This window comes from Monashia sp. NPDC004114, from assembly GCF_053603855.1.
Window position 1 is genome coordinate 1 of record NZ_JBSGGK010000012.1, and the last position, 17,447, is coordinate 17,447.

Annotated in this window: 17 protein-coding genes; 10 read left to right on the plus strand and 7 right to left on the minus strand. The window is 70.4% G+C overall.

The window, feature by feature from the left end; all coding sequences use genetic code 11:
* On the plus strand, positions 1-342 hold a 342-nt coding region (locus ACWEOW_RS15680; protein ID WP_452270148.1), incomplete at its 5' end, for an HNH endonuclease signature motif containing protein.
* Between the two features lie 275 nt (positions 343-617).
* Here the strand turns inward: ACWEOW_RS15680 and ACWEOW_RS15685 are convergent.
* The 3 genes from ACWEOW_RS15685 to ACWEOW_RS15695 form a co-directional block, all read right to left on the minus strand.
* Complete coding sequence (locus tag ACWEOW_RS15685; RefSeq protein WP_452270149.1) at positions 618-2,933, minus strand: MMPL family transporter; 2,316 nt, start codon at positions 2,931-2,933, stop codon at positions 618-620.
* 177 nt (positions 2,934-3,110) lie between these two features.
* On the minus strand, positions 3,111-3,689 hold the full coding sequence (locus ACWEOW_RS15690; protein WP_452270150.1) for a TetR/AcrR family transcriptional regulator: 579 nt from the start codon (positions 3,687-3,689) through the stop codon (positions 3,111-3,113).
* An 88-nt stretch (positions 3,690-3,777) separates the two neighbouring features.
* Positions 3,778-4,587: a deoxyribonuclease IV gene (locus ACWEOW_RS15695; RefSeq protein WP_452270151.1), complete on the minus strand. Its 810-nt coding sequence runs from the start codon at positions 4,585-4,587 to the stop codon at positions 3,778-3,780.
* A 241-nt stretch (positions 4,588-4,828) separates the two neighbouring features.
* Here ACWEOW_RS15695 and ACWEOW_RS15700 point away from each other — a divergent pair, with 241 nt between their 5' ends.
* The 3 genes from ACWEOW_RS15700 to ACWEOW_RS15710 all read left to right on the plus strand — a co-directional run bounded on the left by ACWEOW_RS15700 (position 4,829) and on the right by ACWEOW_RS15710 (position 7,878).
* Positions 4,829-6,448: an MFS transporter gene (locus ACWEOW_RS15700; RefSeq protein ID WP_452270152.1), complete on the plus strand. Its 1,620-nt coding sequence runs from the start codon at positions 4,829-4,831 to the stop codon at positions 6,446-6,448.
* Positions 6,449-6,556: 108 nt separating this feature from the next.
* On the plus strand, positions 6,557-7,312 hold the full coding sequence (locus ACWEOW_RS15705; protein ID WP_452270153.1) for a DUF6498-containing protein: 756 nt from the start codon (positions 6,557-6,559) through the stop codon (positions 7,310-7,312).
* A 44-nt stretch (positions 7,313-7,356) separates the two neighbouring features.
* Positions 7,357-7,878, plus strand: a complete 522-nt coding sequence (locus ACWEOW_RS15710; RefSeq protein WP_452270154.1) for a DUF4395 domain-containing protein — start codon at positions 7,357-7,359, stop codon at positions 7,876-7,878.
* Here ACWEOW_RS15710 and ACWEOW_RS15715 read toward each other — a convergent pair.
* Entirely contained in the window at positions 7,861-8,589 is a 729-nt protein-coding gene (locus ACWEOW_RS15715) for an MBL fold metallo-hydrolase (RefSeq protein WP_452270155.1), read from the minus strand. The two genes, ACWEOW_RS15710 and ACWEOW_RS15715, sit on opposite strands and share 18 nt — an antisense overlap.
* Positions 8,590-8,711: 122 nt before the next feature.
* Between ACWEOW_RS15715 and ACWEOW_RS15720 the strand changes: the two genes are divergently transcribed.
* Entirely contained in the window at positions 8,712-9,260 is a 549-nt protein-coding gene (locus ACWEOW_RS15720; protein ID WP_452270156.1) for a type 1 glutamine amidotransferase domain-containing protein, read from the plus strand.
* Between the two features lie 15 nt (positions 9,261-9,275).
* Here ACWEOW_RS15720 and ACWEOW_RS15725 read toward each other — a convergent pair whose 3' ends face one another.
* Positions 9,276-10,880 carry an LLM class flavin-dependent oxidoreductase gene (locus tag ACWEOW_RS15725; protein ID WP_452270157.1) on the minus strand — a complete coding sequence of 535 codons (1,605 nt, stop codon included), beginning with the start codon at positions 10,878-10,880 and terminating at the stop codon, positions 9,276-9,278.
* A gap of 670 nt (positions 10,881-11,550) precedes the next feature.
* Here ACWEOW_RS15725 and ACWEOW_RS15730 point away from each other — a divergent pair.
* The gene (locus ACWEOW_RS15730; protein WP_452270158.1) at positions 11,551-12,906 is read left to right on the plus strand and encodes a M20/M25/M40 family metallo-hydrolase; all 1,356 of its coding nucleotides are present in this window, start codon (positions 11,551-11,553) and stop codon (positions 12,904-12,906) included.
* Positions 12,907-12,934: 28 nt separating this feature from the next.
* Positions 12,935-14,392 (plus strand): MFS transporter, encoded by a 1,458-nt coding sequence (locus ACWEOW_RS15735; RefSeq protein WP_452270159.1) that lies wholly within the window; start codon positions 12,935-12,937, stop codon positions 14,390-14,392.
* Positions 14,393-14,441: 49 nt separating this feature from the next.
* Here the strand turns inward: ACWEOW_RS15735 and ACWEOW_RS15740 are convergent, their stop codons facing one another.
* Positions 14,442-14,900 (minus strand): HIT family protein, encoded by a 459-nt coding sequence (locus ACWEOW_RS15740; protein WP_452270160.1) that lies wholly within the window; start codon positions 14,898-14,900, stop codon positions 14,442-14,444.
* Positions 14,901-15,079: 179 nt separating this feature from the next.
* Here ACWEOW_RS15740 and ACWEOW_RS15745 point away from each other — a divergent pair, with 179 nt between their 5' ends.
* Together ACWEOW_RS15745 and yidC are read left to right on the plus strand one after the other, a co-directional pair.
* Positions 15,080-15,358: a hypothetical protein gene (locus tag ACWEOW_RS15745; RefSeq protein ID WP_452270161.1), complete on the plus strand. Its 279-nt coding sequence runs from the start codon at positions 15,080-15,082 to the stop codon at positions 15,356-15,358.
* 90 nt (positions 15,359-15,448) lie between these two features.
* Positions 15,449-16,258 (plus strand): membrane protein insertase YidC, encoded by an 810-nt coding sequence (gene yidC, locus ACWEOW_RS15750; RefSeq protein WP_452270162.1) that lies wholly within the window; start codon positions 15,449-15,451, stop codon positions 16,256-16,258.
* Positions 16,259-16,264: 6 nt separating this feature from the next.
* Here yidC and ACWEOW_RS15755 read toward each other — a convergent pair whose 3' ends face one another.
* Entirely contained in the window at positions 16,265-16,636 is a 372-nt protein-coding gene (locus tag ACWEOW_RS15755; protein WP_452270163.1) for a VOC family protein, read from the minus strand.
* 447 nt (positions 16,637-17,083) lie between these two features.
* Between ACWEOW_RS15755 and ACWEOW_RS15760 the strand changes: the two genes are divergently transcribed.
* Entirely contained in the window at positions 17,084-17,434 is a 351-nt protein-coding gene (locus ACWEOW_RS15760) for a TfoX/Sxy family protein (protein ID WP_452270164.1), read from the plus strand.
* Positions 17,435-17,447: the final 13 nt, after the last annotated feature.

The following is a 17,447-nucleotide window of genomic DNA, read 5'->3' on the forward strand; positions in this document are numbered from 1 at the left end:
GCGGTCCGCGACGGCGGCTGCTCGTACCCGGGCTGCACGGTGCCGGCGCAGTGGTGCGAGGCACATCATGTCGTGCACTGGGTCGACGGCGGGCCCACGGACCTGCTCAACGGGGCGCTGCTGTGCGGTCGACACCACACCAGGGTCCACGAGCTCGATCTCACCGCCGAGGTGACACCCGAGCTGGTCAGCTGGCATCCGCCACCGCCACCGCCACCGCCACCGCCACCCCCGGCGCCGGCCCGCGTCCCCGCCGAGCCCGACCCCGACCCGCCGGCCCACGCAGCGCAACCGTTCCGCGCGAGCACAGGTCGACAACGCTCACCCCGCCCGCACGTCTAGGCCGGCGACCCAGCGGCGCGAGCACAGGTCGACAACGCTCACCCCGCCCGCACGTCTAGGCCGGCGACCCAGCCCCAACCGACCGAGCAACCGCAACAGCCCGAGCAGTCGCACGCCTTGACGGTCATGACCGTCGCGGTGGCGAATGCTCGGAGCGCGGCAAAAGGGTCCGGCGACGTGGTGCGCTAGCCCGACATGGCCTCGACGGTCCCGGCAGTGGTCGTGGTCGACACGGTGGTCCAGGTGGTCGAAGTGGACGGGCGGTGCTGTTCGGGTCAGTGGGTGCCGGCGAGCTCCCGATCGGGCTCGGCCGACGCCGGGCCGGACACGTGCCGCGTCAGCGACTCGCCTTCGACGTCGACGTTCGGCAAGATCCGGTCGAGCCACTTCGGCAGCCACCAGGCGTTGTCGCCGAGCAGGTTCATCACCGCCGGGATCAGGGTCATCCGCACCACGAAGGCGTCGAAGAGGACCGCGATCGCGAGAGCGAAGCCCATGGACTGGATGAGCGCCTGGTCCTGCAGGATGAACGCGGCGAAGACCGAGATCATGATCGCAGCCGCGGCCGTGACGACTCGAGCGCTCCACCGGAAGCCGTCGACGATCGCGTCCTTGGCCGACTCGCCATGGACATACGCCTCCCGCATGCGGGTCACGAGGAACACCTGGTAGTCCATCGCGAGACCGAACACGATGCCGATGACGAGGATCGGCATGAAGCTCATGATCGGCGCCGGCTCGAAGAGGCCGAACAACCCGTTCTGGAAGACCAGCACAGTCGCACCGAGGGTCGCCAGGACCGACAGCAGGAAGCCGAGGGTCGCCGTGAGCGGCACGAGGATCGAGCGGAAGACCATCACCAGGAGCACGAACGCGAGACCGACGACGATCGCGAGGTAGGGCACGAGCGCTCCGGACAGCCGCTCGGACACATCGGTCTGGATGGCAGTCAGTCCAGTGACGCCGAGCGTCGTCCCAGTGGCTTCCTCCTGGGCCGCCTGGCCGTCGCGAAGGTCGGTGAGCAGCTGCTCGGTGGCGACGTCGTCGGACCCGCTCCTCGGGGTGATGAGGATCTGGGCGCCGTTGCCGTCGGGGTTCATCGCGATGACCTGTGCGTTGGCGACATCGCTCTGAGAGCCGGCCCACGCGGCGACCTGGCCGATGGCCTTGCCTGCTGCCGCCGGGTCGCCTGCCTCCCGCGCGTCGACCACGAGAAGCAGCGGTGCGCTGCGTCCCGGGCCGAACGCGTCGTCGAGCAGATCGGCCGCGCGACGGGCCGAGGTCTCCGTCGATGCGGTCGAGTCGGTCGGCAGGGCGAGGTGCAGATCCGCCACCGGGATCGTGAGGGAGCCGAGCAGGATGACGCCGAGCATGCCGATGACGATCGGGTGCCTGCCGACCCAGCGTGCCCACCGCGACCCACCGTTGGGACGCGCGCCGTCCCCGTCGTCGACGATCCGGTCGCGGCGCACCCGGCCGGCGAATGCCTTCCCCTTGAGCATGCCGAGGATGGCGGGCAGAAGCGTCAGGGCGACGAGCACAGCCACGAAAACCGTTGCGGCGGCAGCGATTCCCATCGCGGAGAGCATCGGGATGCCTACGACAGTCAGCGCGGACAGCGCGATGATGACGGTGAGTCCGGCGAAGACGACGGCCGAGCCGGCACGGCCCACGGCGAGCCCTGCGGCCTCTTCCCGGTCGTCGGTGTGGTGCAGCTCCGCGCGATAACGGGAGAGGATGAACAGCGCGTAGTCGATGCCGACAGCAAGACCGAGCATCGTCGCCAGGATGGGCGTCGTGCTGCCGAGGTTGACGAACGCCGTCGCGCCGGTGACACCGAGGGCGCCGATGCCGACACCGACGAGTGCCGTGAGAATCGGGAGGCCAGCCGCCACGAGGGACCCGAACGTCAGAACGAGGACGAGGGCTGCGATCGCGATGCCGATGAGCTCGCTGGACCCGCCGGGCATCTCGAACGACTGCATACCGCTGCCGTTCACCTCGACGGTGAGACCCGCGTCACGAGCGTCGTCCATGGCGCCGAGCACTGCGTCCTGGCTCGCCTTCTTGACGTCGGTAGGGGACTCGACGTCGAAGCTCCAGCTGACCGTGCCGACGCGCTGGTCCGCGCTGAGCGGTGACAGTGCGGCCGCGTTGGCCTCGGCGACGGCCTTCGGCTGGCCGGCCTTGACGGCGGCCTCGACGATCTGGGTGCGCTGCGCCTGGGCGGCGTCGACGGGGTTGACGAAGGTGGTGCCGGGCGCGAGCTGAGGTGTGTCTTGCATGTCCGCGAGGAGCACGTCGACGGCCTTGCGGTACGTCGGCTCGGCGAGGGTGTGGCCCGTAGGAGCCGCGATCACGAGCGTGCCGGTCGCACCGTCATAGGCGCTGCGCGCTCCCGGGAAGAGCTCCTGCTGCAGCGTCTGTGCCTGCTCCGAGGGGATGCCCGGAATGCTGAACTCGTCGACCATCGGCTTGCTGATGGCCTTGGAGACGCCGGCGATGCCGACGAGTGCGACGAGCCAGACGACGAGGAAGATCGGCCAGCGCCGGTAGGCGAGGCGGCCGAGGCGGTAGAGACGTGTGGCCACGATGACTCTTTTCTGGGGTGTGGTGGGCGGTCGTGGCCACGACGCTGTGGCGGGACGAGAGCGGGTGGTTGTTGGGCCGCCCGCCGTCAGGACGCAGGACGTATGCCGTCTGGGCGGTCGGGTGTATGCCGTCAGGTGAGCAGGGTGCGTGCCGTCAGGTGAGCAGCGCGCGTGCCGTCAGGTGAGCAGGGCGCGTGCCGTCGAGACTGCGGCACGCAGGTGCTCGACGACGGTGGTGTCGTCCTCGGCGAGGACGAACTCGTTCATCGCGTGGGCCACGAGGGCGACGAGCAGGGTGACGACGACGCGCGTGCGCTGCGGGTCGGTCTCACCCGGTCGGTCCGACGCCATCGCCACCGCCTCGGCGCAGATCTGCTCGAGCTCCTTGAGTGCGCGGTGCATGAGCTCCGGGTTGCGCTCGAAGACCCGGTGGAACCTTTGGGCATCAGCGCGATCCGGGTCGTCGCGGTCGAGCACGTCGATGATGACGACGAGCAGGTCGTCGACAAGATCACCGGTCGGGCCCCCCGCACGGAAGCGGTCGACGACCTCGTCGTTGAATTCGGGCCGCACGCCGAGGACGGCCTCTTCCTTGCCTGCGACGTGGTTGAAGAGGGTGCGCCGCGACACACCCACGACCTCGGCGAGCTCCTCGAGGGTGAACCCGTCGTAGCCGCGCTCGATCGCGAGCTCCTGAGCCGCGACGTTGATCCGGCGTCGCGTCGACAGCTTCCTGACGGTTGCACTCTGGCTCACAAGAGTGCAGTCTTGCACCCTTATGGCTCAGAGTGCAAATGCGCGACAGCGTGGGAGCACCCCCGACGTTCCGGACCCGGGCCTGCGATCAGTCGACGCGGGAGCGGAGCCAGGCGATGTCGGCTGCCTGTCCCTCGACCCCACCGGGCGTCTCGCACACGACCGGTGCACCGGCCGCACGGATCACGCCCGCCAGCGCCTCGCCGTCGATGTGGCCGGACCCGAAGTTGGTGTGCCGGTCGGCGCCGGAGTCGAACTCGTCGCGGGAGTCGTTGGCGTGCACGAGGTCGATCCGGCCGGTGACAGCCCGCACCTCGTCCACGACCGTCCCGAGGTCGTTGCCGCCGGCGTGCGCGTGACAGGTGTCGAGACAGAAGCCGACGCGATCGCCACCCTTGGCCTGACTGATCGCGTCCCACAGCCGGGCGATGGCCTCGAGACGGCGAGCCATCGCGTTGTCGCCCCCGGCGGTGTTCTCGATGAGCAGCGGCACCGGCATGTCGAGGCCGTCGATGCACTTGCGCCAGTTGTCGAAGCCGACGGCCGCGTCCTCGTCGACGCCGAGATGCCCGCCATGGACGATGACCCCTTTGGCGCCGATCTCGCCTGCCATGGTCAGGTGCTGCTGGAGCAGCTTGCGGCCGGGGATGCGGATGCGGTTGTTGAGCGAGGCGACATTGATCGGGTAGGGCGCGTGCACGTAGAGGTCGATGCCGGCTGCCTCGGCTGCCGCCTTGAGGGCGCCCGCGCCGCCTTCGAAGCGCACGACCGGACCCTTGTAGCTCTGCGGGTCGCCGAGGAAGAACTGCGACAGCGTCGCCCCGCGGGCTGCGGCCTCCGCGATGGGGTCCTCCTGCTCGACATGGGCTCCGATGTGCACACCTGCGCCTCTCGACATGCCACACAGGGTATGCCGCCGCGCCGACAGCGTGACGGCCCGTCACGGGGCTCTCCCCGTCGCCCCACCAGGCCTCGGCAGCCCGCGCCGGGCCCGACCCCGAGACGCCGGACCGGGTCTGCCCGGGCAACGACGCCAAGAAATCTCGCGGCCCGTGTCGAAAGCCCGCCGGACCGGTCGACGTGGTGGTGAAAGGCCCCGAACCAGGGCTCGAAGCCAGACAGACCGGAAGGACACACCGATGAGCTCCACGACCGAGCGAGTGGCCACCGAGGCCACCGTCGACACCCCTGGCACCGCCAGCTCTGCCGAGCGTGGGACCCCGGCGACCACCACAGCCACGGCATCGACGACGACCAGGCGTCGCCAGTGGGTCGCCCTCGGCGTACTGGCTCTGACCGCGCTCCTGCTCTCGCTCGACGTCAGCGTCCTCTACCTCGCGCTCCCCGAGCTGTCAGCCGACCTCGGGGCCTCGACCACGCAGCAGCTGTGGATGCTCGACATCTACTCGTTCGTCCTGGCCGGCTTCCTCGTGACGATGGGGGCGCTGGGCGACCGCATCGGCCGCAAGCGGCTGCTGCTCACCGGCGCGGTCGCGTTCGGCATCGCATCGGTTGCTGCGGCATACGCGTCCTCGCCGGAGCAGCTCATCCTGTGGCGCGCCGTGCTCGGCATCGCCGGCGCCACCCTGATGCCGTCGACGATGGGTCTGATCCGTACGATCTTCAGCGACGAGAAGTCGATGACCACGGCCATCGGCATCTGGTTCAGCTGCTTCATGGGCGGCATGGCGGTCGGCCCGCTCGTCGGCGGCGTGCTGCTGCAGCACTTCTGGTGGGGCTCGGCCTTCCTGCTCGGGGTGCCGTTCATGGTCGTCCTGGCCGTGGTCGGTCGCCGCGTGCTGCCGGAGTCGGAGCGCCAGCCGGGAGCGCGGGTGGACCTGGCCAGCTCGGTGCTGTCGCTCATGACGATCCTGCCGGTCATCTACGGGTTCAAGGAGATCGCCCGAGGCGGCAACACCACTCTTGCCCTCGCCATCGCCGCAGCAGGTGTCGTGATGGGTGTCCTTTTCGTCCGTCGTCAGCGCAGGATCGACAACCCGCTGATCGACCTGTCGCTCTTCCGCAGCCGAGCCTTCTCGACGGCCCTGGCGGTCATGCTCGTCGGCGGCGTCGTCATGGCCGGGGTCTCGTTCCTCAGCACGCAGTGGCTCCAGCTCGTGGCGGGTCTGGACCCGCTCGGGGCGGGCCTCTGGATGCTGCCGGCGAACGTCGCCCTGCTCATCGGCTCGTCGTCCTCGGCCTCGATCGCCCGTCGGCTCGGCACCGGCCGGACCATGGCGGCCGGGCTGGGCCTCTGCGCGGTGGGACTCGGCTTCTACATGACCGTCGGCCCGACGGCCGGTTTCGGCCTGCTGATCTTCGGGATGTGCCTGACGTCGTTCGGCATCATGCTCCCCTCGACGCTGACGATGTCCGTCATGATGCAGTCGTCGCCGCCGGAGCGCGCCGGGTCGGTCGCCTCCCTCTCGGAGACCTCGGGCGAGTTCGGCATCGCCGTCGGCGTCGCGGGCCTCGGCTCCCTGGCCACGTTCGTCTACCGCGAGCAGCTGGCGTCTGGAGCCAGCGCTCTGCGCTGGAATGCTGCCGAGCACGCTTCCAGCGCCGGCTCGGTCGCGCTCGACTCCCTCGCGGGTGCGGTGCACGCCGCCGGTGCGCTTCCGTCAGCGGCCGCGCGGGAGCTCGTCTCCGCGGCGCAGGGCGCGTTCACGACGAGCCTCAACGTCGTGGCCGGGGTCGGGGCGACCCTCTTCGTCGTGGTCGCGCTGGTGGCACTGCGCGTGCTGCGCGAGCGCGGGTAGGCCGCAGCGGCGGAGTGACGGCATACGTCCTCGGGGGCACCGTGGCTGCGACACGCGAGGGATGACTCGGGAGGAAACGGGCGGGCGTCCATGGCAGCATGGGCGCCCGTGACTGTGCTCCTACGGGTCCTCGGGGTCGAGCTGATGGCCCACCTGGGACGGCGGCTGCCCACCCCGGCCGCGCGGCTGCTGAGCGCCGTCATGCTTGTCGGGGCGAACCTCATGCCCATCTGGGCGGCCATGGAGGGGCGCCTCGGCATGGGCGACGTCCTTGTCATCTACTGGTTCGAGAACGTCATCATCTGGTTCACCACGACGGTCCGGATCCTCACGACGACCAAGGGCTCAGCGGCGCAGGCTCGAGGCCTCAGCATCGACCTGGGGGGCCTGACCCGGCGGCTCGCCCGGACGTCGTGGGTCACGGGCGATCCGGCGCTCGCGGTGTTCTTCGCGCTGCACTACGGGATCTTCACCATCGTCCACGGCGTCTTCACCGCCATCCTGGCCGCACTGGCGGGACTGCACGGCAGCCCGCTGGACTGGGTCGCCTCGGTGTCGGCGCTGCTGCTCAGCCACACGCTCTCACTCGGCCTGAACTGGTTCGGGCGCGGCGAGCGCGCCGTGGTCGGCGCCGGCTGGGTGATGGTCGCGCCGTATCCGCGGCTTCTCGCGCTGCACCTGACGGTCCTGCTCGGCTTCTTCTTCCTCGGGGGCCCTGACGGTCGCACCGCGCACGACGTCGGCGCCGTGGTGCTCCTCATGGGTGCCAAGACCGTCCTCGACCTGGCGTTCCTGCTCGGCACCCACCGGGTCCTGACTCGCCGGGCCGTCGCCGGCGAGCCCCTGGCGGCGTCCACCAGCTGAATCGCCCTTGCATAAGCACTCCTTATGCAGTCAATAATGTCAGCATGAGTTCTTCGCGCTTCCCGGCGGTCGTCGACGACGTCACGGTCCGGCTGATCGCGGCGGTCGTCCTCGTCATCGGGGTCATCGCCCTGGCGACCCAGCAGTGGTGGCTCTATGCCGTGCTCGCGGTCGATTTCAGCCTGCGTGCAGCCCTCGGTCCGAAGTTCAGCCCGATCGCTCAGCTCGTCCAGCGGTGGATCCGACCCACCGTCTCTGCGCCGAAGCGGCCGACGCCCGGTCCGCCGAAGCGGTTCGCGGCGACGATCGGGGCCGTCCTGACGCTGGCCGCGACCGCCCTGTGGGTGGTCAGCCTCGTCACGGGTTCGGCGGTCGCGCTGGGCCTGGTCGTTGCCATCGGCGCGATCATGGTGGTCTTCCCGGCCCTCGAGTCGATCTTGGGCATCTGTGTCGGGTGCCTGCTGTTCTCGGGGCTGATGCGGGTCGGGGTCATCCCCGACGAGATCTGCCTCGAGTGCGCCGACATCACCAAGCGCCGCCAGGTCGGCTCAGCCGTCTCCTCGTGATCCTTGCCTCATGAGGAAGGCGCGGATCGCCTCGCGAGGTCGGTCGCGCAGCTCCTTCCCGTGCGTGAACGCCGCAAGGGTGTAGTCGAGCTCGCCCAGCACGTGGGCCGTCCGCTTGGTCATCGCGAAGTCGGTGCAGAAGGCCTTGATCGGCCAGCGCAGGCCGAGCACGTTGAACATGGCGTCACCGGTGATCAGGAGCCCGGTCTCCTCGTGGAGCAAGGACACATGGCCGGGTGAGTGCCCGGGCGTGTGCACGACGCGCAGGCCCCCGGCGACCGCAAGCACCTCACCGTCATGGAGCTCGCGCTCCACGGGCACCGGCGGGTAGTCGGTGCCGGGCCGCGACGACCGGTCGAACAGCCTCCCGAGCAGGAACGACCGGTCGCGCGGTGGCGACTTCCCTGCACGGGCGTATGCCGCGTCCGCCTGGTGCACCGCGAAGGCGCGGCCCGTCGCTGCCGCGACGTGTGCGGCGCCGCCGGCGTGGTCCGGGTGTGCGTGCGTCAGCAGCAGCCGGGTGACGTCGGACGGTCCGGACCCGATCGCGGCCAGGGCGGCCATGACCTTCGGCCCGGACGGCTTGATGCCCATGTCGACGAGCGTCACCTGGCCATCCGCGTCGCGCAGGATGAAGCCGTTGACGAGGTCACGCACGAGCGGGATGCGCCAGATGCCCGGCACCAGAGCGATGACTGGGTCCCTCGCCATGGCCCGACTCTAGTGCGGCCACGACGTGCGATGCCGGATGAGCCGAGGGCTATTGGGTAGGGCTTGGGTACACGCAGTGATCGACGAGCCGGGCGTCCTGGGGGCGCCCGACAGGAGGCGAGATGAGCAAGAAGGTGGCGTTCCTGGTAGCGGCTGAGGGCATCGAGCAGGTTGAGCTGACCGAGCCGTGGAAGGCCGTGAGCGACTCGGGGCACCAGGCGGTCCTGATCAGCCCGTCGTCCGGGACGGTCCAGATGTTCAACCATCTCGACAAGGGCGACACGAGGTCGGTGGATGCCACGGTCGGGGATGCGCGGGTGGAGGACTACGACGCGCTCGTGCTTCCAGGTGGGGTGGCGAACCCCGACAACCTGCGCACCCATCGCGACGCTGTCGCGTTCGTGCGGGACTTCATGGCGTCAGGGCGTCCCGTCGCGGCGATCTGCCACGCGCCCTGGACGCTCGTCGAGGCGGGCGTCCTCAAAGGCCGGAAGATGACGTCGTGGCCGAGTCTTCAGACCGACCTGCGCAACGCCGGTGCCGATTGGGTCGACGAGCCGCTGGTCATCGACGGGAACCTCATCACAAGCCGCAAGCCCGATGACCTGCCCCAGTTCTGCGGTGCGGTCGTGGAGTCCCTCTCGCACGGCGCGGCCGCCCGCTCCGGCTGACGGGTTCCTGGGGGCTCAGCCGAAGCCGTGGCGCGCCAGCGGGTGGAGCAGCTCGCGCTCTTCGTACGCCAGATGCGACAGCAGCGTGTCGGTGAGCAGGTCGAGCGCGCGCTGGATCTCGTCGAAGGCCTCGACGCCGGCGTGGCCGTAGGCGTCGACGCCGACGAGCGAGACGAGGGCCTCGTCGACCTGCTCGAGGACGTCCGCGATGACATGGTGCTCCTGCAGGAGTCGGTCGAGCACCGGGGCGAGCTCGGGCTCGGTGCGGCGCAGGTGCACGAAGATGCTGCGGTCCTCGAGCGTGTGGTGTCCGGTGACGACGCGGCAGTACGACTCGCAGTAGGCGCCCAGCGTCCAGTTGTTCTGGCGCATCGCCATCGTGTTGATCACCGAACGGGCGGCGCCGGTGTTCAAGGCACCGCGTCGGACCTGGTCGACGACGTCGCGAACCTGGTCGAGCTCGGTGCGGAGGTGGTCGTGGATGTCGACGAGGTGCTGCGGCACCGCCTGCTCGGCGACGGTGTATGCCGCGTCGCCCGGGGCGGGCGCCACGGGTCGGTCGTCCTCACGCCAGGGGAGCTCCCGACTGAGGCGAGTGCCGTCGTCCGGCGTCGGCCGGACCGCGAGCGGGAATGCCGGAGCACGGCCCCCTGGGGCAGCGACAGGTCCCCCGATGGCGGTGGACTCGGGCCGCTCGGAGGGGGCTGTCTCGCTGGCGCGGCGGGCCCGCTCGGCGTCGACGAGCTCGCGCGTCGCCGGCGCGACCTCCTCGGCGAAGCGTCGCACGGTGTCCGGGTCGTCGGTGGCCAGGACGTAGGTGCTCATGCCGTGCTCCAGGGTCAGCGCGGCGAGCTGCTCCGCCCAGTCGGCCGGCGTGCCCTCGAGGAGCCCGCTGCCGGTTCCGAACTGGCCGAAGACGTTGTACATCCGCCGCACCGCCTGTGGCCCGCGGCCGGCCCGGACGGCGGCATCGTCGATCACGGCGTTGAGGTCGGCCAGCATCTCCGGCCGCACGTAGCCCATGCTCGGCAGCCAGCCATCGGCCAGGCGTCCGGTGACTCGGAGCATGCGAGGGCGGATCGCGCCGAGCCAGATCTCGACGTCGTGGACCGGGCGCGGGCCGACGTGCAGTCCCGTGACCGAGTAGTGCTCGCCCTCGAAGGTGAAGGATCGCGCACCAGGGTCGGCCGGGTCGGCGCCCCACACGCCACGCACGACCTGGATCGCCTCGACGAGGCTGTCGACGGCCTCCTTGGGGCTTCGGCGCGGTCCGCCGGCGGCGACGATCGGGTCCCATAAGGCCCCCGCGCCGAGGCCGAGCTCGGCGCGGCCGCCGCTGACGATGTCGAGCGTGGCGACCTGTTTGGCGATCCCGACGGGGGAGCGCAGGGGCAGGTTGGCGACGTTCGCGGCGACCCTGACCGTGGACGTGCGGGCCGCGACGGCTGTCAGCAGCGTCGGCGTGTCCAGGTGGCGAGCGTTGTACGGGTGGTCTTGGACGGTGAACAGGTCGAGCCCCGCGACGTCGGCCAGCTGTGCGAGCTCGAGGGTGTCGCGCACGTGGCCGGCCTCAGGGCTGGCGAAGATCCCGAACTGCACCTCGTGCCCGTAGTCCGTCACCGCACCTCCTCGCCGACGTCCATCTCATCACGCGAGGACCACGGCCAGGAAACGCCCAAGAAGGGGAAGTACGGCATTGACTGCCATGGCCGGCTACCCCAACCGCCCGGATGGGGTATCACCATCGACGACCAGGCCGGCGCCACCCGTGGCGGGTTGTAACGCGCGACGGCGTGAGTGCGATGTAGCTGTCTTAGGGGCGGGACCGAAGGCCGGGGCCGTGGGGGCGGCACCCGGCCTTCTCCATGTCCGGGGTCCAACGCCGACCGGAGCGGGCCGGAAACCACAGCAGAACGACAGCCAGTCGGATCGCCCGCCGCACCTTCGAGCAGTCCGCATGAACGACCTCGAGGCTCTCTGATCCTCCGGTGATCGCCCCCTCCGGGGGCGAGCGGGGGGCACCCCTGACTGGGGTGCCCCCGCTTCGCTGCCTCCCGGATCGGGTGGGACCGGTCCGGGAGCCGGCGCCGTCCACTCTCGGGAGGAGGGGGCCGAACGGCGCCTGTCTACAGAACGTTCGGCACCCGCTCAGCGTTACCGGAGCAGTGCATCGGACACGTCGGCGTGTCCAGGGCGGCCGTGGGCCGTTCGAGGTGTTCCGGTCGAGGTGAACGGTCGGGACATAGCCCGTGCTGATACCTCGACCGGGAAGACGGCATACGCTCCGTCCATGCAGAGCCAGGCCGACGCCGCGCGGGTGCCCGTCGCCGACGACCACGTCGTCGAGGCGTTGCGCGCGTGCATCCGCATCCCGACCGTCTCGAGCTGGGACCCCGCGCAAGAGGACCGCGCAGCGTTCACGGCACTCCTGGACGAGCTGAGACGCCTGTTCCCGCGCCTGCACGAGACGTGCGAGGTGGAGCGGATCGCAGGCGACGCACTGCTCGTGCACTGGGCCGGGCGCTCGCCGGAGCGACCGGTCGTCCTCATGGCCCATCTCGATGTCGTCCCGGTGGGCGACGAGTCGATGTGGACCCATCCACCGTTCGCCGCAGAGATCGCAGACGGCCACATCTGGGGGCGAGGAGCCTTGGACTGCAAGGGTTCTCTCGTCGCCACGTGCGAGGCGGTCGAGTCGCTCATCCAGGCCGGCTTCACACCGGGACGTGACGTGTGGCTGTCGTTCGGCTGCAACGAAGAGGTGTCCGGAGGCGCCGCCAAGGAGGCTGTCCGGCTGCTTCGCGAGCGGGGTGCGGAGCCGTGGTTCGTGATGGACGAGGGCGGGGCCATCGTGCAGGGCGCGCTGCCGGGTGTCGACGATCCGATCGCGGTCATCGGCGTCTCCGAGAAGGGCTGCGTCGACGTGCAGCTGACCGCCCGGGGCGACGGCGGCCACGCATCCGCTCCGAAGCGGATGGGGGCCACGGCGCGCATCGCCCGCGCGGTCATGCGGCTGGAGAAGCGCCCGTTCCCGGCTCGGCTGCCCGACCCCACCATCGACATGATCGAGCGGCTCGGCCCCCACTCCCGTATGCCGTTCGCACCGGTGTTCTCGAACGCCCGCCGCCTCCGCCCGATCCTGACACGCGTCTTCGTCCGGCTCGGTCACGAGACGGAGGCGATGACACGCACGACCATGGCGGTGACGATGCTGGAGGGCTCCCAAGGAGCCAACGTCATCGCCGACACAGCGCGCGCTCACGTGAACATGCGCGTCATGGTCGGGGAGACGGTCGACGGCGCTGTGCAGCGAGTTCGCAAGACCATCAAGGACCCTCGCGTCGAGGTGACGCTGGTCAACGGCGACGAGCCGAGCCCCGTGTCGCCGACGAACGATGCGGCATACACGGTGCTCGCCTCCGCCCTGGCAGACGTCTTCCCGGGGACCGTCCCCGTGCCCTACGTGATGATGGCGGCCACCGACTCGCGCCACTTCCACAAGGTCTGGCCGCGGGTCTACCGGTTCACGCCGTTCCGAATGACCGACGCGCAGCGCGCGGCGATCCACGGGATCGACGAACGCATCGGCGTCGACGACCTGCGCGACGGCGTCGCGTGGTACCGCCGCCTCATCGAGCGGCTCTGAGTCCACAGCAGATACGAGTGAGGACCACATGACCGACAACACCGCCGTTGCCGACGCCGCGAAAGCCCTCGCGCGCAGCCCGATCACCAAGGTCGTCGGCTTCCTCATCTGCGTCGAGCTCGCGAGCGGCGTGCTCCAGGGCTACTACACCCCGATCTTCACCGACATCGCCCGACACCTGTCGATCAAGGATGCCGACGTCAACTGGTTCGAGGCGGCACAGCTCATCGTCTCGGCGCTCGTCGTGCCACTCCTCGCCCGGCTCGGCGACCTCATCGGCCACCGGAAGGTGCTGCTTCTGTCGACCGTCGTGACGGCGCTGGCGTCGTGGGGCGTGGCCTTCGCCCCCACGTTCGGCCTCTTCCTCGTCGCCTGGGCGATCCAGGGGTTCTACGTCGTGTGGCTGCCGATGGAGGTGGCGATCATCCACCGCCGCACGGCGGGCAACGAGTCGCGGGTCCGCGGAGCCGCAGGACTGCTCGTCGCCGGGCTCGAGCTGGGTGTCATCGCGGGTGCGCTGACCAGCGGTGCCCTGGCCGAGTCCCTCGGCATGACAGCGCTGCTCGCGGTTCCCGCAGTCGTGGTCACCCTGGCATTCTTTGCGATCTGGTTCGGCGTCGAGGAGTCGCCGGTGCTCGCCCAGGGCCGCATCGACTGGCGTGGCTTCTGGCTCATCACCCTGGCGCTGGGTCTCGTCATGGGCGGCCTGGTCATGCTCCGAGTGATGGGGCCGGGCAGCCCGTGGCCGTGGTTCGTGGTCGTCCTCGGGTTCGCCGCCCTCGTGCCTTTCGCGCGAGCCGAGCTCGCCCATCCCGAGCCACTCGTCGACCTGAGGATCCTCGGCGCCCGAGGGCAGTGGCCGGTCCAGGCCACTGCGTTCCTCTTCGGCGTCTCGGTGCTCGGCGCCCAGATCCCCTTGTCGACCTTCGCCCGGACCGACCCTGCCGTGACGGGCTACGGCCTCGGCGCCTCCGCGGGACGCGTGTCGATCATCATCGGCGGCTACGTGCTGTCGCTCGCCGTCGGCGCGATGCTCCTCCACGTCCTCGGGCGTCGCGTCGGCACCCGGATCGCGATGGTGGTGGCAGCACTTCTCGTTGCTCTCGGATACCTGCTCTTCCTGCCGTTCCACGACACCCTGGCCCAGACCATGACGAACATGGTGATCGCCGGGCTCGGCTCCGGTGCACTGGTGGCCGGCTTGCCGACCGCGGCGGCCGCCCAGGCACCGCGCACCCACACCGGCATGACCACTGGCATGACGAACACGACCAAGACCATCGGCGGCGCCTTCGCGTCGAGTGTCTTCGCGATCGCGCTCGCGTCGGCCGGGTCCGTCGACGCGGAGGCCACAGCCCACGCGTCACTCTCCGGCTACATGACGGTCTGGGCCATCTGCGGGATCACGGCTCTTGTCGCCGCGATCTTCCTCTTGGTCGTGCACGCCTCGGAGACCAGAACAGCGGTCGTGCCTTCGAGCGGCTAGCGCTGGCCGGACCAGGCCCGGCCGAGGAGGCGTCTGCCACGTGGCCCGCTCAGCAGAGGGCAGCGCGCACCGACAAGGCGACCGCGTCGCGCTCGGACTCCGGCGGCCACTGCGCCTCCTGATCGACCAGATAGGCGAACACCCTTGGCCCGCGGACGAGCTCGGGCTGGTCTCCCATCCTGGGGACCACGTGGATGTGGAGGTGGGAGAACCCCTCTGCCTCCGAGAACTGCATGAGGTACGTCTTGACGCAGCCGGTGACCGCCTCGAGGGCTAGGCCAAGGCGGCGCACCAGCCCACCGAGCTCGTCCGCCGCATCAGGCGACAGCTCCGTCAAGGACGTCACGTGTCGTGTCGGCAAGACGACGAGCCAGCCCGGCAGGGTGCTGTTGAAGGCGACTGCGACCCGCCAGTGGTCGGTGTGCACGACGTCCTCGCGCGGTGGGAGCGGGCCGGACGCCTGACGGTCGCAGGGGTAGCAGCCGGGCACGAGGTCGCGGTCGGTCATCCGGGCACTCTAGACGGCGGTCGCGTGGGCTCGCGGCGTCGGCTGACGTACTCTCGAAGAGAAGGGAACCCGACGCGACAGCTGTCGGTCTCATCCATCGAGGCGTCCGGGAGGGGGCACAGGTGACCGTTCGGCGTGACGAAGCGGCTGGGGCTGGAGTATCCCGGGCCGGGTCCACCATGTCGATCGTCTCGATGCTCGCGAGTCTCGCCTTCCTGCTGGCCGTGGTCGGCGCGGCGGTCTCTGGCCCGAGCGTGGGCCAGACGCTCATCGTCGCCGCGACCGTCGCCGCCCTCGCCGCCCTGCTCGCGACAGCACGCCGCATCGCGGTGCGGGCCACCCCGGCCGTCGTCATGCCACACGCGCGGGCGGGCGAGGTGGACGCGCCCACGGCATACTGGTGCGCCCTCGGGGCACCCACCTGCCCCCAGCGACCTCGGGCTCCGGGTCGGAGCTGACCCGTCTCGCCGCCCTCGCGGCATGACGGGCCTGCGCCCACCCGTCCACCCCGCCGGCCCCTGCGGTCGGCCGAGCCGAGGAGCTCACCCATGCCTGACCTCATGTCCCCGTTCACCACAGCCGTCTCGTTCGTGCTGGCCGCATCCCACGACGCCGCCGGCGCCATCGGCCTCGCACCCGGATCGGCGGGCGCATGGCTCGTCGCCCTGCTGTTGCTCGTTGTCGCCGTCCGAACCCTCCTGCTCCCCATCACGATCCACGGCGTGAGGGCGTCCCACGCGAGGGCGCATGCCGCGCCGCAGCTGCGCGAGCTGCGCGCGAGGTATGCCGGCAGCCGCGATCTCGCACAGCTGACCGCCATGCGTGAGGAGCAGAAGCGGATCCACGCCGAGCACGGCGTTTCGAGCTGGAGCCTGGCGCCCGTCCTGCTCCAGGTGCCGATCTTCTATGCGGTCTACCGCGTCGTGTCCGACCTGGCCGCCGGGCAGTCGGTCGGCGCTCTAGACGTCGGGCTCGTCGCATCCGCCTCCGCGGCGTCCGTGCTCGGTCTGCACCTGACCAGCCATCTCGGACCGGTCCTGAGCCAGAGCCTTCCGGCCGCGCTGGTGATGGTCGCGGTCGCAGTGGCCGCCGCGACGCTCAGCCTCGCCACCCAGCGATGGTTTGTCCTGCCGATGACCGATCCGACCGATCTGCCCGAGGTCATGGGTTCAGTGCAGCGGCTCATGCCGTGGGTCGGTGCCGTCGGCATCCTCGCGGCAGCCGGGTTCGTGCCCGCGGGGCTGCTCATCTACTGGCTGCTCAACAACCTGTGGACGTTCGTGCAGCAGGGGCTGGTCTGGCGGTTCGCCCCCACGCCGGGCTCCCCGGCGGCCGCGCGCCGGGCGGTCGCGGCCTGAGGTGCGTCAGCCGGGCTCGTCGTCGGAGGGCTGCCACAGCTGGATCGGGTTGCCCTCGGGATCGGCGAGCTCGGCGAACCGCCCGTAGGAGTACTCCTCCTCGTGGACCCGGACCTCGACGCCGTTCCTGCGGAGCTGTTCGACCATGGCATCGAGGTCGCGCACCCTGAAGTTGATCGCCCACGCTCGACCGCTGAGGTGCTCGGCGCCGACGTCGGCCGGCGCGAACGCGGTGGGTCCCGCGGCCTGCATCCAGGGCTCCTCGCCCTCGGCGGCCGGCGGAGGATCGACGCCCAGCTGCTCGGCGTACCAGGACCTCAACGCCTCAGGGTCCTCGGCAGGGAAGAAGAAGCCACCGATCCCGGTCACCCGTTCCATCCAGCCACGCTAGCGGAGCGAGCCCAGGTGATGTTCGGCGCGCGTCACGCCTGGACCGACGAGCCAGTCCGGCGCGCGTCACGCCTGGACCGACGAGCGGAGCGAGCCCAGACAAACAGGGAAGGCGTGACGTCAGGGCGCGCCGGACACGGCGAGCGGAGCGAGCCCATGTGATGTTCGGCGCGCGTCGCGCCTGGACCGACGAGCGAAGCGAGCGCCAGCGAGCCAGCCGAGGGTTCGGGGCGCGTCACGCCTGGACTGACGAGCGAAGCGAGCGCCAGCGAGCCAGCCGAGGAGGGAAGGCGTGACGTCAGGGCGCGCCGAACCCGGCGAGCGGAGCGAGCCCAGACAAACAGGGATGGTGTGACGTCAGGGCGCGCCGGACACGGCGAGCGGAGCGAGCCCATGTAGTGGTTCGCGGCGTGTGACTGGTGTGTGATGGGCACCATGAAGATGCCCAAGCACAGCGACGAGGCCAAAGCGCACTTCCGGACGCTCGTCACCGACGCTCCAGGGGTCGAGGTCAAGCCGATGTTCGGCAGCCTCGGCGCGTTCGTCAACGGCAACATGTTCGCCGGCCTCTTCGGCGAGAACGTCGGCGTCAAGCTCGACGGCGCTGGACTCGACGAGCTGCGCGCCCTGCCGGGGAGCGGCCCCTTCGGTCCGGAGGAGCGCCCGATGGGCGGCTACCTCTCGCTGCCCGGAGACCTCAGCGATGCCGACAAGACAGCGTGGTTCGACCGGGCGCGTGACTACGTCGCGACGCTGCCGCCGAAGGTGAAGAAGGCCAAGGCCTGAGGCCGGCGCCGAG